This window comes from Methanoregula sp., assembly GCF_050010295.1.
Lineage (GTDB): Archaea > Halobacteriota > Methanomicrobia > Methanomicrobiales > Methanospirillaceae > Methanoregula.
This window is the reverse complement of record NZ_JBEKLH010000001.1, coordinates 143,769-166,496: the sequence shown is the minus strand read 5'-3', so window position 1 is coordinate 166,496 and position 22,728 is coordinate 143,769. Positions and strand designations below refer to the sequence as shown.

Here is a 22,728-nt window from a genome sequence, read left to right as displayed (position 1 = left end):
ATGGCTTTCCGTCTCGTACTGGAGGATATGCCAAAAAGAGGAGGCCGGTTTTGCCGGCTTCTGAGTTTTTTGTCTTTCAGGAAGTTTACATTCCGTGGGCAGCGGCACCGCCCTTGCCACCCTGCTGGGTGATCATCATGTCATCAACGCGGATGAGCATGATCGCCGTCTCGGAAGCACTCTGGATGGACTGGCGTTTTGACCTCAGGGGCTCGATAACGCCTTCCGCAAGCATGTCGACGACTTTGCCTTCGTAGACATTGAGGCCTGCATTCTTCTTCCCCTTGGAATGGACGTTCTTGAGCTCGACCAGCTTGTCGATCGGGTTGAAACCGGAGTTTTCGGCAAGCGTCAGAGGGATGGACTCGAATGCTGTCGCATAGGCTTCGAGTGCGAGCTGGACACGGCCGCCGACCGTCTGGGCGTAGTCCCGGATCTTCATGAAAAGTTCGGTTTCGACTGCCCCGCCGCCAACAACATACGTCCCGTCTTCCATGGCGTCCATCACGACGCGGGTCCCGTCAACGACCGCACGCTCGAGCTCGTCGAGCAGGTAGTCGCTCGTGCCCCGGAGCAGGATGGTGATGGTCCTGGGGTTCTTGCACCCCGAGATCCTGGTGACCTTGCCCTCGGTGTCCTCCTCTACGAGATCTGCGATGCCAAGGTCCTTTGCGGTCAGGGACTCGGGCTTGTTGACGATGTTTGCATGGAGAGCCCGTGCAGCATATTTCATGTCTTTCTCGGGCACATCCTCGATCGCAAGGATCCCGCTCTTTGCAAGGTAGAACTGGGCTGCGTCCGAGATGCCTTTCTGGCAGAGGAGGACGTTTGCGCCGCTGTCGATGATCGAATCGGCGAGCTTCTTCAGGGCATCGCGTTCCTGCTCGCTGAATGCCGTGATCTGTTCGGCGGTGGAGATCTTGATCTTGGCCTTCACCTGGGTCTTGGTGATCTCAAGGGGGGTGGCCACAAGGGCGACCTTTGCCTTGGAGATCTTCTTGGGCATGCCCTCCTGGACACGGGTCTTGTCAATAACGACGCCCCGGATCAGCTCCGCATCGTTCATCGACTGTCCCTTCTGTTTCTTGATCATGACATCTTCCTCGTCAACGCTGGTCTTCCCGTTGACCTTCTCGGCAACGGCCATGACCGCATCGACGATGATGCTGTCCAGCTTGGTCTTGACCGACTCGATCGACTTGCCAGTGATGGCGGTATCGACGATTTTGATCAGGGTCTTCCGGTCCGCCGGGTCAACCTTGAGGGAGAGGCTGCTCGCAATCTCGAGCGCCTTTTCCATGCCCATGCGGTAGCCCTGGGCGATGACGGTCGGGTGGATACCCTGTTCGAGCATGGTTTCAGCCTGCTCCATCAGGGCACCGACAAGAATGACTGCCGTTGTGGTACCGTCGCCGACCTCGTCATCCTGGGTCCGCGCGACTTCGATCACCATCTTTGCGCCAGGGTGCTGAACGGCTATTTCGCCGAGAATGGTCGCGCCGTCATTGGTGATGACGATATCGCCGGTGGAGCCGACGAGCATCTTGTCCATTCCCCGCGGACCAAGCGTTGACCTGACAGCACCGGCAATCGCCTTTGCTGCCGCAATATTCGAGCGCTGGGCTTCCTTCCCGTAATTACGCTCTACATTTTCTTTTAAGATGATAATTGGCTGTCCAGATAGCATAATGGATCCTCCGATGTTGTAAAAGGTGGAATTGAACTTCTATATAAATTATACTGAAAGTGTTCAGGAAAAAAGGATGGATCAGTCAATACGGGAGATTTTGAAGAGCGAATAGATCGGTACACCGTCAACATCCGTGATGCCGCGCTTGTCGAATATCACCCAGATCGCAATGGGAATGGCCTTGTGTTTCTTCAGATATTTCACCACTTCCAGCATCGTGTTCCCGGATGTTATGGTGTCATCGACAATGATGCACCGCTGGTCGTTGACCATGGCAAAATTCCCGCTGATGGATCCCGTCGGCTGCTTGCTCTGGTTCTGTTTGGCCGGGTGGTAGATGGAGAGCTTGGCGGCCTCCTGAACGGCGATGAGCGTTGCCAGCGGGATTCCCGATAGGGCGATGCCCACGATGACATCCGCTGCGGGAGACCCGACCTTATCCCCGACCTGGGACAGATAGTACCGGTTCAGGAGCATCTGTGCCGTTTCTTCGAGGAGAGGAGCATGGCTCGAGACTGCAGTCCAGTCGATATGGACATCTTTCGGGGCGCTCGTTCCTTTGGCCTGGGTCAGAAGCCATGTTACCGTTTCCATCGAAAGGGAGAGCTCGTCTGCAATCTGACCCGGGCTGTGCCCTTCTGCAAGGAGCATCTTTGCCCTGCCAATCAGATCGTCAAGGGAAGACATGAAAAAAGATTCGCCGGTATCTATTTAAGTTTTCTTTTGATTGCCGAACCGCAGACCGGGCATTCGCCATCATGGTCAAAATACCTGCCGCAGCCCCGGCAGCGATATTTCCAGTGGACGCGTCGCGCTTTCCGCTGGTGGATGGGAACGGTCCGGATACCAAGAACGGCGGCAACGTTCTGGATGGCGAAATCATCCGTGTAGAGGGCAGCTTCCAGTTCAAGAGCGAGGGCGAGGAGATCGATGTCGGTTTCTGAGATCACCCCGGCGTCCCTGGACGTGATAGCTGCAGCCCGCACTGTTTCCCTGCTCTGGCCTCCCGGGGAGATGACCTGTAAGCCGTTTGCGCACAGTTTTTCAAAATTTCCCCGGGACCGGATATCCACCAGCTCGCCGCACACGGAAGGGGTGGTAAATATCTCACCGGCCACCGGGCATTCGGAAAAAAAGATGCTGGAATCGAGGACGGAGCGCATTTCAGGAGCCTTTGGAGTGCAGAAAATGAATCGCCATGCGTGCACTCCTCAGGGTCTTCTGATGGCACTGGCTATCCGGTCTGCAGCGGATATCTTGCTGCACGCCCGTTCTATCGTATCGCTGCAGATCACGTCGCGGATGCCGGTCGCCATGAGCCTGACATACGCACCGCCCGTGAGGACCCCGTGGACGCATGCAGCATAGACGTCCTTAGCACCCTGCTGGTACAGCATCCCGGTCGCCGTTGCGATGGTCCCCCCGGTGGAGATGATATCATCGACAATGACGACGGACCGTGAAGCTGCACACAACTGTCTGGGCGCCATCCTGACCTCAGACCCGCTGAGCCGGGTCTTCTCGAGGTGGTCAAAGTCCCAGCCGTTGGCGGAAGCCACCTGTTCAGCAAACGCGAGGGCCCCGTCATCAGGTGCAAGGATGAGAGGTTTGTCCAGATGCAGTGTTCTGATATATGCACCTATATCCCCGGCAAGGGAGATGTTCTGTGCCGGGACGGAAAAGTACTTCAGGATCTCTTTCTCGTGGATATTGACGGTAATAACATCCGATACTCCCCGGCTGAGAGCCTGTGCAACGGCCCGGGCACTGATCGGTTCACCCTGCCTGAACCGCTTATCCTGACGTGCATAGGCCATGTAGGGGAGAACGAGCCGGTTTACAGAATTGTCACACGCATCCACCAGCAGCAGCAGCTGGACAAGTGCGTCGTTGCCCATGACACTCCCGACGATAATGGTCTCGTCATCCAGATCTCCTGCCACGAGGTACTGCTCGCCATCAGGAAAACGGGAGAACTGGACATCTACAACGGGAGTCCTGAGTATCTTCGCAAGGCGGGTGGCAAGAACCTGGGAATTTTCTGTACAGACTACTTTCATGCTATCGATCCTGAATCCGGGATTTGTGCGGTTTGCCTGAGCAACGTAGTATGGGATGACAGGTATTGTAGTTTTTTCGCATTGAATGTATGTCTTTGCAGGGTTTAATGCGGCAGAAAGAATGCAATCAGCTGAAAGTACTTAAACTATCATGAGACAATTTATATGAAACTCCAAGGGTAAAAAGAGGGCAAAACCGCAATGGAAAATTCTGAACACCTATCTCCGCCGCAGGAACCGGCCACTGCCGACGGTGCAAACCCGGAAGCAGCTGTCACTGAAAGCACTGCCGGCACATCATCGCAGGTCGAAGTACCTGCCAAACTGATCGACCAGGTCATCGGCCAGGAACATGCCGTGGAAGTCATCAAGAAGGCTGCAATCCAGCGCAGGCATGTCATGATGATTGGCAGTCCCGGGACCGGCAAATCGATGCTCGCCAAGGCAATGGCCGAGCTCCTGCCCAAGGAAGACCTTCTGGATATCCTGGTATACCCCAATTCCGATGACCCTAATAACCCGGTTGTCAGGACCGTGGCAGCAGGGCGTGGGAAACAGATCGTTACCGCCCATAAAGCCGAGGCAAAAAAGAAGATCCAGTTCCGCCAGACCCTCCTGATGCTGCTCCTGCTGGGTATCGCAGGGTATGCGATCATCACCATGCAGCTCCTGATGGGTCTCATTGCAGGCGCATTCGTATTCATCGCACTGCGGTATAGCACCCCGCGGGAAGAGACGATGGTACCGAAGCTCCTTGTTTCGAACGATACCAAGAGCATTGCTCCCTTTATCGACGGGACCGGTTCCCACGCCGGTGCCCTCCTCGGCGATGTCCGCCACGATCCGTTCCAGAGCGGGGGCCTGGAGACGCCGGCACATGACCGGGTCGAACCCGGTGCAATCCACCGTTCAAACGGGGGCGTCCTGTTTATCGATGAGATCAATACACTCGACCCCCACTCCCAGCAGAACCTCCTCACGGCCCTCCAGGAAGGGGAATTCCCGATAACCGGCCAGAGCGAACGGTCGAGCGGTGCCATGGTGCGGACCGAACCGGTGCCCTGCAAGTTCGTGATGATCGCAGCAGGCAATCTTGATGCAATCCAGGGGATGCACCCGGCACTCAGGTCCCGTATCCGCGGGTACGGCTACGAGGTCTACATGGCCGAGAGCATGGAGGATACCCCGGAAAACCGGCAGAAGTATGTCCGGTTTATTGCACAGGAAGTGAAAAATGACGGGAAGATTCCGCATTTCGACCAGAGTGCCATCGATGAGATCATACGGGAATCCCGCAGGCGCTCGAACCGCAAGGGACATCTTACCCTGAAACTCCGTGACATCGGCGGACTGATCCGGGTGGCCGGGGATATCGCCCGGCAGGAAAACGCTTCCATCACAACAGCAGCTCATGTGACTACCGCGAAGAAGACAGCCCGATCGATCGAAGACCAGGTATCGGACGAGATCACCCGGCATCTCCGGGAATACGAGATGACGGTTGTCGAGGGGACCCGTATCGGACGCGTAAACGGGCTTGCCGTCACCGGGAGCGATGCCGGTTCGGTATTGCCGATCATGGCGGAGGTGACTCCTGCCATTGGAAAAGAAGGCGGGGAAGTTATCGCGACCGGGTTGCTCAAGGAGATTGCACAGGAATCCATCAAGAACGTCAGCGCGATCCTGAAAAAATTTACCGGCAAGGATGTGAAGAACATCGATATCCACATCCAGTTCATCGGCACCTACATGGGTGTGGAGGGTGATTCGGCATCCGTGAGTGTTGCAACTGCGGTCGTAAGCGCCATTGAAGGGATTCCTGTCCGTCAGGATGTCGCAATGACCGGCTCGCTCTCCGTGCGCGGCGATGTCCTGCCGGTGGGCGGCGTGACATACAAGATCGAGGCTGCGGCAAAGGCGGGGATAAAGAGCGTCCTCATCCCCCGCATGAATCTCGGGGATGTCCTCATCGAAGAGCGGTTCAAATCCCTGGTCACGATCATACCAGTCGACAATATCGAAGACGTCCTCAAGATCGCCCTGGTCCCGGAAAATTCCGACGGGTTCCTCTCCAAACTCAGGAAGATGGCGATCCGGTCAACAGCAATGATCGCAGATGCGCCGGGGATCAACCAGACAACGGCCTGAATACGATGGGCGGCATCTCCTATTACGACCTGCGGCATGTGACCGGCGAGATCACCCACATCGATATCGATAACGGTGTTGTAGAATCTGCCGGGACCTCTTTTTTCAACAAGGCCGTACTGAGGGTGCTTACCGGGACTGGCTGGGGAGTTCTCCAGATTGACAATTATACGCCCTGTTCCGGTACAAGATTTGATGAACTTCTCGGGCGTGCAGCAAGGCTGGCCGGTATTACCCGGGAGAACGTCGTGCTCGGGGATGCACCCCGGGGTGTTCTTGCCGTTCCCCCGCTGAAGGAAGACCCCCGTGACGTGACCATTGAGGAGAAATCGGCACTCCTGGCAGGAATTGAGAGAAGTGCCGTGCATCCTTCTGTGGTTAACCGCCGGGCAAACTATATCGAACGTATCGAGCAGGTCCGGTTCTCCGACAGTTCGGGAAATGAATACGGATATGAGATGAGCAGGTCCGGGTTCAACGTACTCGCGGTCGCATCGCGGAACGGGAATGTGCAGATGGGGTACGAGCGCGAGCACTCCATCCACGGTCTGAATCTCCGGCACCAGCAGGATACCGGCAAAAAAGCTGCTGACATCGCCGTTGCACTGCTGGACGCAGGCGCGGCAAAAGGCGGAAAGATGCGCGCAGTCCTTGACCCGGAACTTGCGGGAGTGTTCGCTCATGAAGCCGTCGGCCATGCGAGCGAGGGAGACCTGATACACGAAGGAAACTCGGTCCTGAAAGGAAGGAACGGGGAACGGATCGGGGACGGGAATCTCACCATCGTCGACGATCCGGGCCTTCATGAATTCGGGTTTGATCCGGTAGATGCAGAAGGGGTTGCCGTGTCCCGGACCGAGATCATCAGGAAAGGGGTTATCAACGCATTCCTCCATAACCGGGAGTCGCTGGCAGCAGTTGGCGACGGTGTTGCGGGCCATGCACGCGCGATGCCCGGAGAACCGCCACTTGTGCGGATGAGCAATACCTTCATCGAATCCGGTGACGCCACGGTCGAGGAGATATTCGCGGAATGCAAGGACGGCATCTTCCTCAAGGGTTCCCGCGGCGGGCAGGTCGATCCCGGGCGGGGGATCTTCCAGTTCAATGCAGAATACGGGTACCTGGTCAAGGGTGGGGAATGCACAGCGATGGTGCGGGACGTATCGCTTTCCGGAGAGATACTGATGACGCTCCACGGGATAATCCTTTGCGGGAACGACCGGGCCATGAGCCCGGGATATTGCGGGAAGGGTGGACAGAATGTTCCGGTCAGCGACGGGGCTCCCCACATCCTCCTGGCTGATGCGGTGGTTGGTGGCAGTGGCGTGGATTGATCAGATCCTGCAGGAAGCAGAAAAGGCCGTTGACGAGGCTGAGGTCTACTATGTCACGGGCACTACGGTTTCTGCCGACCTGAAAAAAGAGAAGGTTAACCTTGCCACAACCTCCAGAGACTGTGGCCTTGGCATCCGCACAATCCATGAAGGCCGGATTGGATCATCGAGTACCAACAACCCCGATCAGTGGAGGAAATGTCTGGACGCTGCAATTGCGAGCGGAAAACTTGCAACCCCGCAGAAGTGGGACGGGCTGCCTGATGCCGAAAAGATCCCGCAGCGTTCCCTCACCTTTGATCCATCCATGAAGGTTGAACCCGAAATTGCCCGGGACCTGCTGGAAACCATGATCGGAGGGGCAAAAAAACATCCTGCAGAAATTACGTCAGGTTCTGCAGGACTTTCTTCAGCGGAAGTGACTCTTGCGAACAGCAGGGGAATCCTCTATACCGACCGTCATACCGGTGTATCTGTCTCACTTGAGGCCATCAGCGGGCAGTCAACCGGATATGAATTCGATCACGCCTGGTCCATCGACCGGATCGACCCTGAAAACGTCGGCGAACGTGCGACATTCTACGCGTGCGGGTCCGCCGGGGGAGAAGATATCCCTACCGGCGATTACGACCTCCTCCTCTCACCGCTTGCCTATGCGGAGCTGCTCGGGAACGTTTTTGTTCCTGCACTAAGCGGTCGCAATGTCCATGCCGGGCGGTCCCGCTTCGGAGAGTCGCTTGGTGAACCGGTTGCCGACACCCGGATCTCCATGTACGATGATCCCCACCTGCCCGGAGCAAACGGGAGCGTCCTCTGGGATGCGGAAGGCACCCGCACGAAGCGGACAGATTTTATCCGGAACGGGATCCTCGAATCCTTTGCCTACGATATAAAGACGGGTTCCCGGTTCGGGAAGAAGAGCACCGGGAATGCTGTCCGGAACGGGTTTGGCGGGCTGCCGGCAATCGGCCACCATAACTTTGTAGTGGACGGGAAACGCGGCACAGTCGATGACGAACGGGTCGTATTTGTGCATAATGTCGTAGGGGCTCATACCGCAAACCCGATGAGCGGGGAGTTCTCGGTTGAACTCTCGAATGCGTTCTGGATGGAGGGCGGGGAGTTCCGGAAACCGGTCCGGAGTGCCATGCTGTCGGGAAATGTCTTTGATATGCACCGCTCCGTGTCAGGGCTGAGCAAAGAGTCGCGCAGTGTCGGCTCTCTCATCCTCCCTTCAATAAAAATAAATAACCTGCATATTATTGGTAAATAGGGAACAAATGACCGACATTCTCCTTGCCATCGTCCTTATCATAGCGGTTATCGCCATTGCCTGGTACCTCGTGAAAAAACTTGCAGTCCTTGCGATCAACGCGGTTCTGGGGCTGATCTGCCTGTTCATTGTCAATTTTTTTCATATCATGCAGTGGATAGGAAAACCCGATCTCGGGTACACTCTTGCAACCGTGATCATCTGTGCAGTCGGGGGGTTGCCGGGAGTCCTGATCCTCATCCTGCTGAACATGTTCGGAATAACTGTCTGAAAATAAGAAAAAATCAGAAGACGTTCGCTTCAGAATAGACCAGCACCTGGTCCTGCATCAGCTCGTACGGCTTGATCTCGCGGGAGTGGGCGGACATCCTCATTTTTACAACTTCGAGGGCAAGATGGACATCAGTCAGATCTGAAGCCCGGACATAGCGCAGAAGTATCACGGTGTCGACAAGAAACTCGATGAGTGCATGCCGGCTTGAAAATACATTGCTCTTGTCGGTCTCAGATGTCAGCACTATCGTGCAGTTCTTGTCCCTGAGGCCTTCGACAAACCGGAACATCTCCTGGCGCCGTTCGGAGTCCAGGGTAAAAAGATCCTCGAAAAGGGAGATGGGGTCGATCACCACCCTGCTGGCTTTCACTTCATCAATGAGTTTCGGCAGCTCATTTTTTATCCGGTTGTTTGCAAGGTTGAAATCTGTCGGGTCAAGTTTGATCACGAACAGGGATTTATTCAGGTACGGAACGACATCCCATCCCTTCTGTTCCATATAGCCGATGATCCGTTCTTCGCGCTCCTCGAGGCTTATGTAGATGATGTTCTCGCCTTTTTTCAGCCCCTCCCAGACAAATTCGATGGAAAACGTGGTCTTGCCCGTGCCGTAGGTGCCGATGATACCACAGATACTGCCGGGGATAAGCCCTCCACCCAGCATGTCATCAAGCCCGGCAATCCCCATTTTGACCCGTTCACCGCTCATATGACCACCCGGATATTACTTACCTCAAAGCCGCCGGTTGTCGAGATACGCACCGCGAATTTTACCAGGTCCCTCTCTTCAAGGTGCGACATCACTCCCCGGAACTTCTCGAAATACATCACCCGCTGCCGCCGTGCACCGGTGGTCTCTTCCCATCGGAAGAGCAGGACTGCGTCTGCGATGTCAGCCAGTTCTATCTCTTTTGAGGAATCAAGGATCCCCCGGCTGAGAAGCAGGTAACTTGTTATCCCCCTCTGTTTTGAAACCCGCTGCAGTCCCCGCAAAAAACCGGTGAGGTTGGTCCAGTAATTGGGGATGGTCGACTGCGTTGCCACATCCGTGATGGAGTCCAGTACGATCAGGCTGCCGGGTTTGACGCCATTGACTACCTTGGAAAGTTGGAGAAGGATATTTTCACGACTCGTCCTTTTCTGGAGCCTTGTCATGATATCGCTGTGGCTGTACCACTCATCAGGCACGACGCTGTTATCAAAATAGAGCTCGGAAAGATCGTCGAAATGGACCGAGTCCAGAAGAACGTCCAGCCCATCTATGTGCAACGAACTGGTAATCTCCTGCCTGACATCTTCCTCAAGGCGTGTAAAGGTGATATACCGGATCTCCTGGGGAGTTCCGGCTCCCCGGGGAGCCCCCTCTTTTGCGAGTTGCAGAATATTGACGATCGAGCTGTAAACATATTCATAGTTGCCGGCACCGAGATCTCCGAGGAGAAGGATAACCGAACCCGGCGGGACTCCCCCGTCAAGAATGGGATCGAGTGAAGAGATCCCGGTTGGCATTTTCTGGTGTGTTGATTCCTGCATCTGAAGCCTCGCTGGCGATGGATATGACAAATCTCGAAAGAAACTCTCATTACGTGAGTGATAAATATATCTGTTGTTTGGGGTAAAAACCGGAACGGCGGCGAAAAACGGACTGAAACCCTGAAATGTTCCGAAACCACACATAATTTAATAGGCTGATCCCCCGAATCATAAAACAGAGAACCAATCGCCATCGGGCGAGGGCGCTGATATATGCAGGTACCCGGATTTTTTCGATCGATCCTCAAGACCCGGAAGACGGATGAGCCGGCTCCGGTACAGGATTCCACACCCCCGGGAACCATCTCCGGAAAGACGGACTCCGGGAAGGATGAGGCAGCCCCGGTTCCCTTGCCGGTACCAAAAAAACCCGATTCGAGTTTCCGCCATTACTTTCACCTCCTCAAAGGGAAGGAAAAATCGATCATCGAGGAATATGATTTCGACCTCCACGGGTCGCTGGTCGAAGCGGTCGTCCCTGAGGGTTACGATCAGCTGGACCAGTACTGGATTGAACGCGGGCGCTCGCTGGTCATCATCGCCAATAACAGGAAGACCAACCAGAAAGAGTACCTCCTTTTTGAACCGGCGCTTTCCGACTTCGAATATGAGCTGCTTGAACGCCTCTACGAGGATTTACGTGACGTACTGATCCTCACATCGGCTGAGATCAAAAAGGACCGCAAGCGCATCCTTCTAGAAAAAATACAGGGCCTTCTGGATAATTACGGCCTCTCGCTCGAACAAGCGGCCCTTTTCAAACTCCAGTATTATCTCATCAGGAACTTTATCGGCTGGTCCCGGATCGATGCCCTCATGAAGGATCCGCTCCTCGAGGATATTTCCTGCGACGGGAACAAAATCCCCCTCTTCCTGTACCACCGGGGGTACCGCAATATCAAGACCAATATCTCCTTTGAATCCGAGGCCCTCTATTCACTTGCAATTACCCTTGCCCAGCGTTCCGGTAAACATATCTCCACGGGATCACCCATGATCGATGCAACCCTGCCTGACGGGTCCCGTCTGCAGCTCACCCTCGGCACGGAAGTGACAACGAGGGGGACCTCGTTCACCATACGGAAATTCAGGGAAGAGCCGTTCTCCCCTGTCGAATTGATGGAGAATGGCACGTTCAACGCAGATTCCCTGGCATATTTCTGGCTTGCCATCGAGAACAACAAGAGCCTGATCTTCATCGGGGGGACCGCATCCGGCAAGACCACGTCCCTGAACGCGGTCTCCCTGTTCATCCCTCCCGGTGCAAAGGTAGTGAGCATCGAAGATACCCGTGAAATCACCCTCCATCATGACAACTGGATTGCCAGCATCACCCGCGGATCACTGACCGAGGGAGGAAATGAGATCACGATGTTCGATCTCCTGCGGGCTGCTATGCGGCAGAGGCCGGAATTCATTCTCGTAGGAGAGGTCCGTGGCCCGGAGGCCCAGACGCTCTTCCAGGCAATGAACACGGGCCATACGACGTTTTCAACCATGCACGCGGGCAGTGTGGATGCTGCCATCCACCGGCTTGAAAGTGAGCCGCTGAATGTACCCCGGAACATGATGCAGGCGCTGAATATCATGAGCGTCCAGGCCCTGATCTACCGCGGCACTGAACGCGTGAGGCGTGTCCAGGAGATCGTTGAGATTGCCGGCATCGATCCATCGACCGGGAACCTGAGGGTCAACAATGTTTTTGTCTACGATCCGGTCCGGGACATGTTCACGTACACCGGCAGATCCCAGGTATACGCGGATATCGCCGAAAAGAGAGGGTGGACCCGGGACCAGCTCGAAGCGGAGATAACCTCCAGAAAATCCGTACTTGATGCCATGAAAAAGCAGGATATCATGGATTATATCTCTGTTGCCTCCCTTTTCCATGCCTATTATATTGAACCGGAAACTGTTCTTGCCAACATCGCCGACCTGCGAAAGGTACTCAAATGATCTTCAGGCAGTATGTCTACCGGTGGATCAAACGCGACCCCCTGCGGTACCACAGCCTGCACTCGGATATGATATCAGCAAGGGTCGGCATGACCTTAGACCAGTACCTCTGGAGATCCGTGTGCATTGCAGGTCTTACGGCAATCTTTTTTTCAGTAGTCGGGTATTTCGTTTCCACTTTCGTATTCCTGCCGCTCCTCCCGGGAAACGCCGGTATCACCAATGTTTTTAATGTACAGATACCGGTATTGTTCAACACGGTCCTTCCTGTAATCTATGTTCATGCGTCCGTGATGGTAATCTCATTTTTCATAGGGCTGTATGCCGGCTATGTTCTCATGCTGAAAATCCCCGGTATTGAAAAGAAGACCCGGGCGATTAAGATCAACCTGACCCTGCATAACGCCGTTGCCTATATGTATGCAATGAGACGTGGCGGAGCCGAGCTGATGACTATCTTCCGCTCCCTTTCGGACCGGGCAAATATTTATGGCGAAGTTGCCCTTGAATTCCGCCAGATTGTCCGGGATGCAGATTTTTTCGGCTATGACGTCGTCTCGGCAATCCACCATCTCTCGGAAACCACCCCCTCAGAAAAACTGAAAAATTTCCTTGAAGACCTCCTCTCCGTCATAGAAAGCGGCGGGGATATGGCAGATTTCCTCTCGACGAGAGTCCGGCTGTACCAGGAAGAAGCGAAGTTTGAGCAGCGGCAGTTCCTCAATCTCCTCTCCATCGTAGCCGAATCGTACGTCACCCTGTTCGTGGCCGGCCCCCTCTTCCTTATCATCATCATGGTAGTCATGGGAATGATGGGGGGATCTGCGGTACTGCAGCTGTCACTGGTCGTTTATGCAGTTATGCCCGTTGGCTCGATGATATTCATCCTGCTGATCGACCTGATCTCGATAAAAGCGGAAAAGACTGAACGGTATGTCAGGACAAAATGGCTCCATACCTATTCCGATGTTACCATCATCAAAAAAACCGATGAAGAACCGCTTTTTGAGCAGCTGAAAAAATATGACCGGGTCAGGACGTTCTTCCACCATCTCCGCCATCCCCTGGAAAGTTTTGTCCACAATGTCAACCTCACGCTTTATGTCACAATACCCATTGCAGTCCTCTACATGGTACTCGTCTGGACGCGGGTGTCCCACTACCAGAACTTCGAGATACTTATCAGGATCGTTGACAGCCACTTCGTTATAGCGCTCCTCATCGTGCTCATCCCGTATGCAATCTTTTATGAGCTCTGGTCCAGAAAAGTCCTCGGTATCCAGGCGCTGATCCCGGATTTTCTTGAGCGGATGTCGGGCATCAACCAGGTCGGGCTGACAATTGTACAGGCCATTGCCATCATGGTGAATACCAACCTCGGGCTGCTCAGTTACGAGATCCGGAGGATCAAGCGGGACATGGACTGGGGAGCGAACTTCACGGAGGCGCTGATGCGGTTCGAGCAACGCGTAAGCACCCCCTCTATCTCACGTACCGTCACGCTCATCACCAAGGCCAGCGAGATGAGCGGACAGATCAGCGAAGTCCTGTCTATCGCATTCAGTGATGCCAAGATGAGCGAAGTGCTGAAAAAAGAGAGAACTGCCGAGATGTTCATCTACACGGCAATTGTGTACCTGTCATTTTTTGTCTTCCTCTTTGTCGTGGGGGTCCTGACTACGCAGTTCCTGCCGGTCCTTGCCCACATCAATCTCAACGGTGCCCCTACTACCGGAGCACTTTCCGGTATTGGTACCATACCCATCGTGACATTCGGGAGGCTCCTGTACCACGCCTGCCTCGTCCAGGCACTCTTCTCGGGGCTGATCGCGGGACAGATGGGGGAGTCATCGATAGCAGCAGGAGTAAAGCACTCCTGTATCCTCCTCATCATCTCCCTCGTGGTGTTCAATTACCTCATCATATAGGTCTCCGGGGAAAATACTCCCAGGACCCCGCTGCATTACAGGCAGATACCATTACAGGCAGATACCATTACAGGCAGATACCATTAAATCTTCGCATGAAGATGTCGTAGTGAGGTGATAGAAGATGTGCACTGTTGGTGGCGGGCCTACGGGAGATCTCAATTTCGACGAGCGGGTAAAGGGGAAGAACTACCGCTGCAAAGACTGTGGCGAAAAGTTCGAAAGCGTCAGCAGGAAACCCATCTGCTCCAGTTGTCAGTCCGATAACGTGACTGAAATATGCTAGTGCCCCTGCGTGACGAGTTGCTGCAGCTGTGTGGCACGCATTCTTTTTTACTGGCTGCAAAGGCAGGTTCCCTGTTCGCTCTCCGCATCGAGACCCCGGAGAAGGAGTACTGCCAGACCATCGAGCCCGACGACCTCGTGGTAGTTTCAGCGCCGGAAGGTGGTGCCTTGGAGCCGGCGATCATGCTGGCCGAGTTCGTCAGGACTTACCATATGCCTCTGATCGTCATTGCAAAGGATCATCCCGGTTCAAAGCGGTTCTCATACCTCGTCTCTGTCGGCCCGGTGATCACCACCAGCTGCAGTATCCGGAGGGGGACTCATCCGGAGCAGCATCTCGTCTGTTCGAGTCATGAGCTGGCCGGCCTGACCCTGAAGGGGATCTTGGGGGGCGTGGACATTTCCGGCCTGCCCGTGGGTGTTACCCGGCGATACGTGAAATGCCATATTTCAACTGAATTTTCCTGATCCCCGGGTAAATTTTCGTTCTTTTCCTCCCGGCAGCGATCGTCCGGTCATAAATAACAATACATATATGGTTTTTTTCACCAATTATTGTACTGCCGTGAGAGGAGGGTTGGATGAAGACTGAGGTCCTAAAAGACATCAAAAAAGCTGAAGAAGAGTACCAGTCGGTAATCAGCAAGGCCCAGGATGAGAAAAAATTCAGGCATTCTCAGGCGGAGCTTGAAGCTGATAACCTGGTAACAAAAGCGCAGAGCAATGCAGAACAATACAAAAAGCTGAAACTGGAAGAAGCACGGCACCAGGCGGCACTTAAGCACGCTGAAATCATAAAACGTGGCAATCAGCGCGCAGCGGCACTGAAAGAGAAAGGAGAAAAGAACCTTTCAAAAGCGGTGCAGCTGCTGGTTTTGCGGTTTAAGGAGCAGCTGCATGTTAAAGCCTAAGCAGATGAGCCGGCTCCTCATCGCCGCCTCACGGGACCAGATGGTCCCGGTTATTGCGGAATTATACCGTCATAACCTGTTCCATATCGAAGAATTTGTCGATGCCGGGGCAGAAGGCTACGAGGGCTTTAAGATCGGGACGCCTCTTCCGGGAGCAAGCGAAAAGTCCGCTGATCTCATCAAGATACGGGCGATCGCCAATGCCATCTCGGTCCGCGGGGATGACATCGAGGCGGCGAAGCCCTCTTCGCGGGCGGAGAGCAGAAAAAGGATTGAACAGGAACTTCCGGTTCTCGAACGAGAAGTTGAGGACCTGACGGCCAGGCGCTCAAAACTTGATACCCAGGTGAAAGAGTACGAACAGAAGATCTCCGAGATCACCCCGTTCATAAACGTTCCGGCTGATCTGGATCTCTACCACGGTTATAAAAGATTCATCGTTTTTGCCGGTTTTGTGTCCCGCGAAGTTACCCTGACCGTTCCGAGCGAGATGTATTTTTCAAAGGGGAAGGAGAAGAATTTCCTCGTTGCCATTGTTCCCGCCGAACAGCGGACAGAGGTCGAAAAGGCGCTCCAGGAAGCAGCGTTCCAGTCGGTACCGCTCCCGGACGAATCCGGTGCCCCACAGGGACGTATCGATTATTATGCCGGGCAGATCTCTGCACTCAATCAGGAAATTGCGGAGATTAACCAGAAGCTCGGGGAAGTCAGAAAGAGCCATGCGGACTTCCTTGTTGCTTGCGAGGAATTCTTAAAAGCTGAAGTTGAGCAGACCGAAGCTCCGCTCCGGTTTGCGACGACAAAACAGACCTTCGTGGCAGAGGGGTGGGTCCCTTCCGAAAATGTTGCCACCGTAACTCAGGCTTTGGAAAAGGCTGCAGGCGGCAAAATTTTTGTTACCGAATTATCTGTAGACTATGAACATGAGAACGTGCCTGTAGAGTATAACAATCCATCGTTTGCAACACCAACTCAGGTGCTCATGGATGTCTACAGCCGGCCCAGGTATACTGAAATTGATCCAACCCTGATGGTATCCATCGTCTTTCCCATCTTTTTTGGGTTGATCCTCGGTGATGTGGGATATGGTCTGATATTGCTCGCGATGGCGTTCGGGCTCCGGAAATTCCTGAAAGGGGAGGAAGGACGGCAGATGCTTGCAGTGCTGCGGAACGCGAGTATCTCAAGCATCTTCTTTGGTATCCTTTTTTCAGAGTTCCTCGGATTTCCGATCCCGGGATGGAGCCCCGTGTTTTACTCACGGCACCTGATGGCTGCGGAGAATGGAGGACATGGTCCCAATATCCCGGAACTGATGGTCCTGTCGATCTGGATCGGCATCCTGCATATCACCCTCGGGAGAGTTCTCGGCATGGTGAACCATGCACGTCAGGACCATGGGGGGCACCGGATAAAAGCCGTGCTTGCAAATTTCGGTTGGCTTACGGTAATGTGGGGGCTTATCATCGCCATCTGGTCGGTAGCTTCAGTACCGCTGATGCCCAATCTGACCGGCCTTCCCGTGATCGTGGCCGGGTTGAACCTGGGCATTTTCACAGGGGCAGTACTCATCGTTGCCGGTGTAGTGTTCATTGCACGGGACTCATTCCTCGAGGTTGTTGAAATCCCGACGATTGTGTCCCACGTGCTGTCCTATGCCCGTCTTGTCGCAGTCGGGCTCTCGTCGGTCGCTATCGCGATGGTCGTTAATTTTATGTCCATTACGATGTTTATTACGCCACAGCTCAAAAATCTCACAATTGTTGGAATTTTCATTATCATTGCCGGTATTGGGGTGTTTATCATCGGGCACGCGCTCAACACGGCACTGGGCATTCTGGGTGGAGGGCTCCACTCAATCAGGTTGCACTATGTTGAATTCTTCACCAAGTTCTACAAGGGTGGAGGCAAAAAGTACGTTCCATTCGGAATGAATCGAAGATTTACGGAGGATTAAATTATGGCAGCAGAAGCAGTAGCAGTAGCAGCAACAGATCTTGCATCTGTTCAGGCATCGCAGTTGGGAATGAAGGCACTCGGCGCAGGTATCGCAGTTGGTCTGACCGGTATCGGTACCGGTGTTGCCGAAATGGGGATCGGTTCAGCAGCAGTTGGTGCGGTTGCAGAGGACAAGGACATGTTCGGACTTGCGCTGCTCTTCACGGTTATTCCTGAAACAATCGTCATCTTCGGTCTGGTCGTTGCGCTCCTGCTGCTGTTCGTATAAAACGGGGCGGACAATGGGACTGGAAGCCGTAGTTGAAGATATCAGGGAAAAGGGCAAAAAAGAAGCAGAATTGATACATGCGGAGTCCAAGCAGGAGACCGACCAGATAATCTCGGCAGTAGACAAGCGGGTCAAGGAGATCAAACTTGCCGCAGAAACAGAGTCTGAAAAGCAGACTGCCCATATTATCGGCCAGGAAGCTTCTGCAGCAAACCTGCTGGTCAAACGCGAGCTCCTGAACACACAGAAATCTTTGCTGGATACCGTGTATGAATCCACTCGCGGAGAGATTGCCCGTCTCCCCGAAAGCTTCCATCGTGAAGCCATTAAGAAACTCCTCACCGAGGCAAAAAAGGAGATCCCCTCAGGCACCATCTCCTGTAATGCACGCGATGTCGGGGCCGCGAAGGCCGTCATCGCCGAGAGTGCGGAATTTGCCGGGTTCAGGGTCGGTACTCCCGTGGATATCGACGGGGGGCTCCTCGTCGAAGGTGAAGGGGGCGCGTTGCAGATTGATTACAGCTACCGGACATTCCTTGCGAAGGTGTGGGAATCCGGGTTGAAGGATGCATCCGATATCCTGTTCGGGTAAGGAGGTACACGTATGGCAGGCGTGAGGTATATCTCAGCACCGTACATTTACGTGTGTACCAGGATGCGGGTGAGAAAGGCAAAACTCCTCCCGCGCGAGGAATATATGCGGATGCTCAATATGAGCCTCCCCGAGATCACCCGGTTCATCGGAGAAACTGAATACAAACAGGAGATAGATGAGCTTGGGACGATCTTCAAAGGTATTGACCTGATTGAGGTTGCCCTGAGCTGGAACCTTGCCAAGGAATACCAGAAGATCCAGGAGATCACACCGGGCAACTTAAAACAGTTCACCCAGGCGTATCTTCGTCGCTGGGATATCCAGAATATTCTCACGATCCTCCGGGGCAAGATGCAGGGTGTCAAGGCAGGGAAGATCAAGGAGATCCTGATCCCTGCCGGCAGTCTTGACAGTTCCGTACTCGATCGTTTTCTGGCCGAAGACAACCCCGAGAGAATCATCGAAGCATTGAGAGGCCACCGTATGTATTCCGTGCTGGCACGTGAATACCCCTTTGCCAGGGAGAGCGGATCGTTTTCCCATATGGAAAATGAGCTCTATAAGCAGTTCTATGCTGAGATCATCGCTGAAGCCGAGAGCGGCATCAAGGGAGGCAGACTGTTCCTTGATTTCATCAGGTTTGATATCGACATCAAGAATGTCAAGACCCTGTTCCGATTGCGTGCCGACAGGTTGGAAGAAGATGTCCGGGAAATGTACATCAAGGGCGGGACATTTGAGGCATCGGATTTCGCAAACCTGAATGCAATCCGGGACCAGGGCGAATTCATCGATGCACTCAAGCCAAGGTTCCGCCAGAAGTTGCTGATCTCGCTGCTCGACGAGATGAGGAGCGAAAAAACGATACGGGACTTCGAGGTAAGGCTTACGCGTGTTCAGCTTGAACGGATGGAGCAGATATCCAAACGCAATCCTGTCTCCATCTACCCGATTCTTGTCTACTTGGAAAAGAAGAAATATGAGGTCTTCAACCTTCGGGCGCTTGCCAGAGGAAAGGAGTCAAGACTCCTTTCGGACAAGATAGCGGAATACCTGGTGATGTAAAATGGAGATCGCAGTAATCGGCAACAGTGAGTTCATCCTCGGGTTCCGCCTCGCAGGCATCCGCAAGACCTACGCGACGGACGATGACGAGAAACTCAGTGGGCAAATCACCAGCGTCCTGCAGGATGGGGAAGTCGGGATCCTCGTCCTCAACAGCAGCGATATGGAGAAGATTCCCCGCAGGCTCCGCACCACGCTGGAAAACTCCGTGAAGCCGACCGTGATTGCGATCGGCGGCGAGGAAGGGGGCCTTTCAATGAGAGACAGAATCAAGAGATCGGTGGGTGTTGATCTGTGGAAGTAAAAGACAAACAAGCAAAAGAACAGAAACAAGGGGTTCTCAAAAGAATCGCCGGCCCTGTCGTTACGGCAGTCAACCTTGACGCCCACATGTACGATGTGGTGAAGGTCGGCAAAGAAGCGCTGATGGGAGAAGTCATCAAGATCCAGGGTGATAACGTCATCATCCAGGTGTACGAGGATACCTCCGGTATCCGGCCCGGCGAACCGGTGGAGAACACCGGCCTGTCGCTCGCGGTCGAACTGGGGCCGGGCCTCCTGACCAGTATCTACGACGGCATCCAGCGCCCGCTGACTGTCCTCGTGGAGAAGATGGGAAATTTCATCCAGCGTGGTGTCTCGGCGCCCGGTCTCTCCCACACGAAGAAATGGACCTTCAAGCCCCTCGTAAAATCCGGCGACAAGGTCGAACCGGGAGCGATCCTCGGCGAGGTTCAGGAAACGAACATCGTCCACCGGGTCATGCTCCCGCCCAATGCAAAGGCAGGCGTTGTCAAGACAATCAAGAGCGGGGACTTTACCGTTGATGAGATCATCTGTGTTCTCGACGACGGGCGCGAGTACCCGATGATCCAGCGCTGGCCGGTCCGTGTCCCCCGCCCCGTGAGGGAGAAGAAGAACCCGACGATCCCCCTGATCACCGGTCAGAGGATCCTCGACGGTCTCTTCCCGATCGCAAAGGGCGGCACGGCAGCTATCCCGGGACCGTTCGGGAGCGGCAAGACCGTCACCCAGCAGCAGCTTGCCAAGTGGTCGGATGCCGAGATCGTGGTCTACATCGGGTGCGGTGAACGCGGGAACGAGATGACCGAAGTGCTGACCGAGTTCCCGCACCTTGAGGACCCGAAGTCGGGCAAACCGCTCATGGAGCGGACAGTGCTCATTGCCAACACCTCGAACATGCCGGTCGCCGCCCGTGAGGCATCCGTGTATACCGGTATCACGATCGCGGAGTACTTCCGTGACATGGGGTACGACGTCTCCCTGATGGCGGATTCGACATCCCGCTGGGCGGAAGCCATGCGTGAGATCTCGTCCCGTCTCGAAGAGATGCCCGGCGAAGAAGGCTACCCCGCGTACCTTGCAGCCCGGCTCTCCGAGTTCTACGAGCGTGCCGGCCTTGTCGAGACCCTGAACGGGAGATCCGGCTCAGTCTCGGTCATCGGTGCGGTATCACCGCCCGGCGGTGACTTCTCCGAGCCGGTCACCCAGAACACCCTGCGTATCGTGAAGGTATTCTGGGCGCTGGATGCCAAGCTCTCCCAGCGCCGGCACTTCCCGGCCATCAACTGGCTCAACTCCTACTCGCTCTATCTCGAAGCCCTCCACGACTACTACGACAAGGAAGTCTCTCCCGAATGGAACAAGCTCCGGTCATGGGCCATGGAAGTCCTCCAGAAGGAAGCAGAACTGCAGGAGATCGTCCAGCTCGTCGGTTCCGACGCCCTGCCCGAGTCTGAACAGGTGACCATCGAGGTCGCCCGTATGATCCGTGAGATCTTCCTCCAGCAGAACGCGTACGATGCAGTCGACACGTTCTGTGACATGACGAAGCAGTACGACATGATGAAGGCGATCAAGCTCTTCGCCGATCTTGCCTACGCTGCCCAGCTCGCTGGTGTCAGCCCGGGACAGATCAACGGCGTCAAGTCCAAGAACGAGCTGCCCCAGATCAAGTTCATCAAGGACTACAAGCCCGAACTGGCAAAGATCGAGAAGCAGATGGACGCTGAGTTCAACACACTGAGGTCGGCAGCATGAAGGAATACAGGACGATAAGTAAGATTGCCGGTCCCCTCGTTTTCGTCGAGAAGACCGAGCCGATTGCCTATGGGGAACTCGTGAACATAGTCCTTTTCGATGGCACAACCAAGCGCGGCCAGGTGCTCGACACGAGCGACGAGCTGGTCGTTGTCCAGATCTTCGAGACCACGACCGGTATCGGCAGGGACAGCGGCGTCCGTTTCACCGGTGAGACCATCAAGATGCCGGTGGGGAAAGAGATGTTAGGCCGTATCCTGTCCGGTGGCGGCAAACCCATCGACGGCGGCCCGGAGATTGTCCCGGAGAAGCGCCTCGACATCACCGGTGCTGCGATCAACCCGTACGCCCGGGGCATGCCTGCGGATTTCATCCAGACGGGGATCTCTACCATCGACGGTACCAACACCCTTGTCCGCGGCCAGAAGCTTCCGATCTTCTCGGGCGCGGGTCTCCCGCACAACAACGTTGCGCTCCAGATCGCCCGTCAGGCGAAGGTGCCCGGCTCGACCGAGAGTTTCGCCGTGGTCTTCGCAGCCATGGGTATCACCAAGGAAGAAGCGAATTACTTCATGCAGGACTTCGAGCGCACCGGGGCCCTCGAACGGGCAGTCGTCTTCCTCAACCTTGCGGACGACCCGGCCGTCGAGCGTATCATCACGCCCCGCCTCGCCCTGACCACCGCCGAGTACCTTGCTTTCGAGCTCGGTATGCACGTTCTCGTTATCCTGACGGATATGACGAACTATTGTGAGGCGCTTCGCCAGATCGGGGCCGCCCGCGAAGAAGTTCCAGGACGCCGCGGCTATCCCGGGTACATGTACACGGACCTCGCCTGTATCTACGAGCGTGCCGGTATGATCAAGGGCCAGAAGGGCTCGGTCACCCAGATTCCGATCCTGACGATGCCCGGTGACGACATCACCCACCCGATCCCCGACCTGACCGGGTACATTACCGAAGGCCAGATCGTGGTCAACCGTGAGCTGCACCGCAAGGGCATCTACCCGCCCATCAACGTGCTTCCATCGCTCTCCCGTCTGATGAACCTCGGTATCGGCAAGGGCCACACCCGCGAGGACCACAAGAAGGTCTCTGACCAGATGTACGCAGGCTATGCAGAAGGGAACGACCTCCGCGGCCTCGTGGCCATCGTCGGCAAGGACGCGCTCTCCGAGCGTGACCGCCTCCTCCTCGAGTTCGCGGACCTCTTCGAGAACCGCTTTGTCCGGCAGGGCTACGATGAGGACCGCACCATCGAGGACACCCTGAACCTCGGCTGGGAACTCCTCTCCACGCTCCCGGTAGAGCAGCTGACCCGTATCGACCGCGAGCTGATCACCAAGTACCATCCGAAGTTCAAGGCCGGAGCAAAGAAGGAGTAA

General features: G+C 55.0%; 22 protein-coding genes. 16 read left to right on the top strand and 6 right to left on the bottom strand.

The window, feature by feature from the left end; translation table 11 throughout:
• Nucleotides 1-85: 85 nt before the first annotated feature.
• The 4 genes from thsA to ABSB80_RS00935 all read right to left on the bottom strand — a co-directional run bounded on the left by thsA (nt 86) and on the right by ABSB80_RS00935 (nt 3,750).
• Nucleotides 86-1,687: a thermosome subunit alpha gene (gene thsA / locus ABSB80_RS00950; protein WP_428367229.1), complete on the bottom strand. Its 1,602-nt coding sequence runs from the start codon at nt 1,685-1,687 to the stop codon at nt 86-88.
• Nucleotides 1,688-1,768: 81 nt separating this feature from the next.
• Nucleotides 1,769-2,377: an orotate phosphoribosyltransferase-like protein gene (locus ABSB80_RS00945; RefSeq protein WP_428367227.1), complete on the bottom strand. Its 609-nt coding sequence runs from the start codon at nt 2,375-2,377 to the stop codon at nt 1,769-1,771.
• A gap of 20 nt (nt 2,378-2,397) precedes the next feature.
• Nucleotides 2,398-2,853: an NOB1 family endonuclease gene (locus ABSB80_RS00940; RefSeq protein WP_428367225.1), complete on the bottom strand. Its 456-nt coding sequence runs from the start codon at nt 2,851-2,853 to the stop codon at nt 2,398-2,400.
• 48 nt (nt 2,854-2,901) lie between these two features.
• Nucleotides 2,902-3,750 carry a ribose-phosphate diphosphokinase gene (locus ABSB80_RS00935; RefSeq protein ID WP_428367223.1) on the bottom strand — a complete coding sequence of 283 codons (849 nt, stop codon included), beginning with the start codon at nt 3,748-3,750 and terminating at the stop codon, nt 2,902-2,904.
• Between the two features lie 201 nt (nt 3,751-3,951).
• Here ABSB80_RS00935 and lonB point away from each other — a divergent pair, with 201 nt between their 5' ends.
• Genes lonB through ABSB80_RS00915 form a run of 4 tightly spaced genes read left to right on the top strand, consistent with a single transcriptional unit; the run spans nt 3,952 to nt 8,779 of the window.
• Nucleotides 3,952-5,898 carry an ATP-dependent protease LonB gene (lonB, locus tag ABSB80_RS00930; RefSeq protein WP_428367221.1) on the top strand — a complete coding sequence of 649 codons (1,947 nt, stop codon included), beginning with the start codon at nt 3,952-3,954 and terminating at the stop codon, nt 5,896-5,898.
• A 5-nt stretch (nt 5,899-5,903) separates the two neighbouring features.
• Nucleotides 5,904-7,235 (top strand): TldD/PmbA family protein, encoded by a 1,332-nt coding sequence (locus tag ABSB80_RS00925; RefSeq protein ID WP_428367219.1) that lies wholly within the window; start codon nt 5,904-5,906, stop codon nt 7,233-7,235.
• Nucleotides 7,222-8,508, top strand: coding sequence for a TldD/PmbA family protein (locus ABSB80_RS00920; protein WP_428367217.1), 1,287 nt, complete (start codon nt 7,222-7,224; stop codon nt 8,506-8,508). Before ABSB80_RS00925 ends, ABSB80_RS00920 begins: the two co-directional genes overlap by 14 nt.
• A gap of 7 nt (nt 8,509-8,515) precedes the next feature.
• A complete protein-coding gene (locus tag ABSB80_RS00915; RefSeq protein WP_428367215.1) occupies nt 8,516-8,779 on the top strand; it encodes a pro-sigmaK processing inhibitor BofA family protein in 264 nt (87 codons plus the stop codon).
• A gap of 13 nt (nt 8,780-8,792) precedes the next feature.
• Here the strand turns inward: ABSB80_RS00915 and ABSB80_RS00910 are convergent, their stop codons facing one another.
• Nucleotides 8,793-9,491, bottom strand: coding sequence for a KaiC domain-containing protein (locus ABSB80_RS00910; RefSeq protein ID WP_428367213.1), 699 nt, complete (start codon nt 9,489-9,491; stop codon nt 8,793-8,795).
• Nucleotides 9,488-10,315 carry an RAD55 family ATPase gene (locus tag ABSB80_RS00905; RefSeq protein ID WP_428367211.1) on the bottom strand — a complete coding sequence of 276 codons (828 nt, stop codon included), beginning with the start codon at nt 10,313-10,315 and terminating at the stop codon, nt 9,488-9,490. The genes ABSB80_RS00910 and ABSB80_RS00905 overlap by 4 nt, the downstream gene beginning before the upstream one ends.
• Before the next feature lie 213 nt (nt 10,316-10,528).
• Between ABSB80_RS00905 and ABSB80_RS00900 the strand changes: the two genes are divergently transcribed.
• The 12 genes from ABSB80_RS00900 (at nt 10,529) to ABSB80_RS00845 (ending at nt 22,728) form a co-directional block, all read left to right on the top strand.
• Nucleotides 10,529-12,271: a type II/IV secretion system ATPase subunit gene (locus tag ABSB80_RS00900; RefSeq protein WP_428367209.1), complete on the top strand. Its 1,743-nt coding sequence runs from the start codon at nt 10,529-10,531 to the stop codon at nt 12,269-12,271.
• Nucleotides 12,268-14,199 (top strand): type II secretion system F family protein, encoded by a 1,932-nt coding sequence (locus ABSB80_RS00895; RefSeq protein ID WP_428367207.1) that lies wholly within the window; start codon nt 12,268-12,270, stop codon nt 14,197-14,199. The genes ABSB80_RS00900 and ABSB80_RS00895 overlap by 4 nt, the downstream gene beginning before the upstream one ends.
• A 124-nt stretch (nt 14,200-14,323) precedes the next feature.
• On the top strand, nt 14,324-14,485 hold the full coding sequence (locus ABSB80_RS00890) for a hypothetical protein (protein ID WP_428367205.1): 162 nt from the start codon (nt 14,324-14,326) through the stop codon (nt 14,483-14,485).
• On the top strand, nt 14,479-14,952 hold the full coding sequence (locus ABSB80_RS00885; RefSeq protein WP_428367203.1) for an alpha/beta hydrolase: 474 nt from the start codon (nt 14,479-14,481) through the stop codon (nt 14,950-14,952). The genes ABSB80_RS00890 and ABSB80_RS00885 overlap by 7 nt, the downstream gene beginning before the upstream one ends.
• 113 nt (nt 14,953-15,065) lie before the next feature.
• On the top strand, nt 15,066-15,395 hold the full coding sequence (locus tag ABSB80_RS00880) for an ATPase (RefSeq protein WP_428367201.1): 330 nt from the start codon (nt 15,066-15,068) through the stop codon (nt 15,393-15,395).
• A complete protein-coding gene (locus tag ABSB80_RS00875; RefSeq protein WP_428367199.1) occupies nt 15,382-17,352 on the top strand; it encodes a V-type ATP synthase subunit I in 1,971 nt (656 codons plus the stop codon). The genes ABSB80_RS00880 and ABSB80_RS00875 overlap by 14 nt, the downstream gene beginning before the upstream one ends.
• 3 nt (nt 17,353-17,355) lie before the next feature.
• Nucleotides 17,356-17,622, top strand: coding sequence for an ATPase (locus ABSB80_RS00870; RefSeq protein WP_428367197.1), 267 nt, complete (start codon nt 17,356-17,358; stop codon nt 17,620-17,622).
• 13 nt (nt 17,623-17,635) lie between these two features.
• The gene (locus ABSB80_RS00865) at nt 17,636-18,214 is read left to right on the top strand and encodes a V-type ATP synthase subunit E family protein (protein WP_428367195.1); all 579 of its coding nucleotides are present in this window, start codon (nt 17,636-17,638) and stop codon (nt 18,212-18,214) included.
• Between the two features lie 12 nt (nt 18,215-18,226).
• Complete coding sequence (locus ABSB80_RS00860) at nt 18,227-19,282, top strand: V-type ATP synthase subunit C (protein ID WP_428367193.1); 1,056 nt, start codon at nt 18,227-18,229, stop codon at nt 19,280-19,282.
• Between the two features lies 1 nt (nt 19,283).
• Nucleotides 19,284-19,586 carry a V-type ATP synthase subunit F gene (locus tag ABSB80_RS00855; protein WP_428367191.1) on the top strand — a complete coding sequence of 101 codons (303 nt, stop codon included), beginning with the start codon at nt 19,284-19,286 and terminating at the stop codon, nt 19,584-19,586.
• Nucleotides 19,577-21,343: an ATP synthase subunit A gene (locus ABSB80_RS00850; RefSeq protein ID WP_428367189.1), complete on the top strand. Its 1,767-nt coding sequence runs from the start codon at nt 19,577-19,579 to the stop codon at nt 21,341-21,343. Before ABSB80_RS00855 ends, ABSB80_RS00850 begins: the two co-directional genes overlap by 10 nt.
• Nucleotides 21,340-22,728: an ATP synthase subunit B gene (locus ABSB80_RS00845; RefSeq protein WP_428367187.1), complete on the top strand. Its 1,389-nt coding sequence runs from the start codon at nt 21,340-21,342 to the stop codon at nt 22,726-22,728. Before ABSB80_RS00850 ends, ABSB80_RS00845 begins: the two co-directional genes overlap by 4 nt.

What these genes read in the sequence shown, in the direction of transcription:
- thsA (WP_428367229.1), bottom strand. Translation starts at nt 1,687, where the DNA reads ATGCTATCTGGACAGCCAATTATCATCTTAAAAGAAAATGTAGAGCGT.
- ABSB80_RS00945 (WP_428367227.1), bottom strand. Translation starts at nt 2,377, where the DNA reads ATGTCTTCCCTTGACGATCTGATTGGCAGGGCAAAGATGCTCCTTGCA.
- ABSB80_RS00940 (WP_428367225.1), bottom strand. Translation starts at nt 2,853, where the DNA reads ATGCGCTCCGTCCTCGATTCCAGCATCTTTTTTTCCGAATGCCCGGTG.
- ABSB80_RS00935 (WP_428367223.1), bottom strand. Translation starts at nt 3,750, where the DNA reads ATGAAAGTAGTCTGTACAGAAAATTCCCAGGTTCTTGCCACCCGCCTT.
- lonB (WP_428367221.1), top strand. Translation starts at nt 3,952, where the DNA reads ATGGAAAATTCTGAACACCTATCTCCGCCGCAGGAACCGGCCACTGCC.
- ABSB80_RS00925 (WP_428367219.1), top strand. Translation starts at nt 5,904, where the DNA reads ATGGGCGGCATCTCCTATTACGACCTGCGGCATGTGACCGGCGAGATC.
- ABSB80_RS00915 (WP_428367215.1), top strand. Translation starts at nt 8,516, where the DNA reads ATGACCGACATTCTCCTTGCCATCGTCCTTATCATAGCGGTTATCGCC.
- ABSB80_RS00910 (WP_428367213.1), bottom strand. Translation starts at nt 9,491, where the DNA reads ATGAGCGGTGAACGGGTCAAAATGGGGATTGCCGGGCTTGATGACATG.
- ABSB80_RS00905 (WP_428367211.1), bottom strand. Translation starts at nt 10,315, where the DNA reads ATGCAGGAATCAACACACCAGAAAATGCCAACCGGGATCTCTTCACTC.
- ABSB80_RS00900 (WP_428367209.1), top strand. Translation starts at nt 10,529, where the DNA reads ATGCAGGTACCCGGATTTTTTCGATCGATCCTCAAGACCCGGAAGACG.
- ABSB80_RS00895 (WP_428367207.1), top strand. Translation starts at nt 12,268, where the DNA reads ATGATCTTCAGGCAGTATGTCTACCGGTGGATCAAACGCGACCCCCTG.
- ABSB80_RS00890 (WP_428367205.1), top strand. Translation starts at nt 14,324, where the DNA reads ATGTGCACTGTTGGTGGCGGGCCTACGGGAGATCTCAATTTCGACGAG.
- ABSB80_RS00885 (WP_428367203.1), top strand. Translation starts at nt 14,479, where the DNA reads ATGCTAGTGCCCCTGCGTGACGAGTTGCTGCAGCTGTGTGGCACGCAT.
- ABSB80_RS00880 (WP_428367201.1), top strand. Translation starts at nt 15,066, where the DNA reads ATGAAGACTGAGGTCCTAAAAGACATCAAAAAAGCTGAAGAAGAGTAC.
- ABSB80_RS00875 (WP_428367199.1), top strand. Translation starts at nt 15,382, where the DNA reads ATGTTAAAGCCTAAGCAGATGAGCCGGCTCCTCATCGCCGCCTCACGG.
- ABSB80_RS00870 (WP_428367197.1), top strand. Translation starts at nt 17,356, where the DNA reads ATGGCAGCAGAAGCAGTAGCAGTAGCAGCAACAGATCTTGCATCTGTT.
- ABSB80_RS00865 (WP_428367195.1), top strand. Translation starts at nt 17,636, where the DNA reads ATGGGACTGGAAGCCGTAGTTGAAGATATCAGGGAAAAGGGCAAAAAA.
- ABSB80_RS00860 (WP_428367193.1), top strand. Translation starts at nt 18,227, where the DNA reads ATGGCAGGCGTGAGGTATATCTCAGCACCGTACATTTACGTGTGTACC.
- ABSB80_RS00855 (WP_428367191.1), top strand. Translation starts at nt 19,284, where the DNA reads ATGGAGATCGCAGTAATCGGCAACAGTGAGTTCATCCTCGGGTTCCGC.
- ABSB80_RS00845 (WP_428367187.1), top strand. Translation starts at nt 21,340, where the DNA reads ATGAAGGAATACAGGACGATAAGTAAGATTGCCGGTCCCCTCGTTTTC.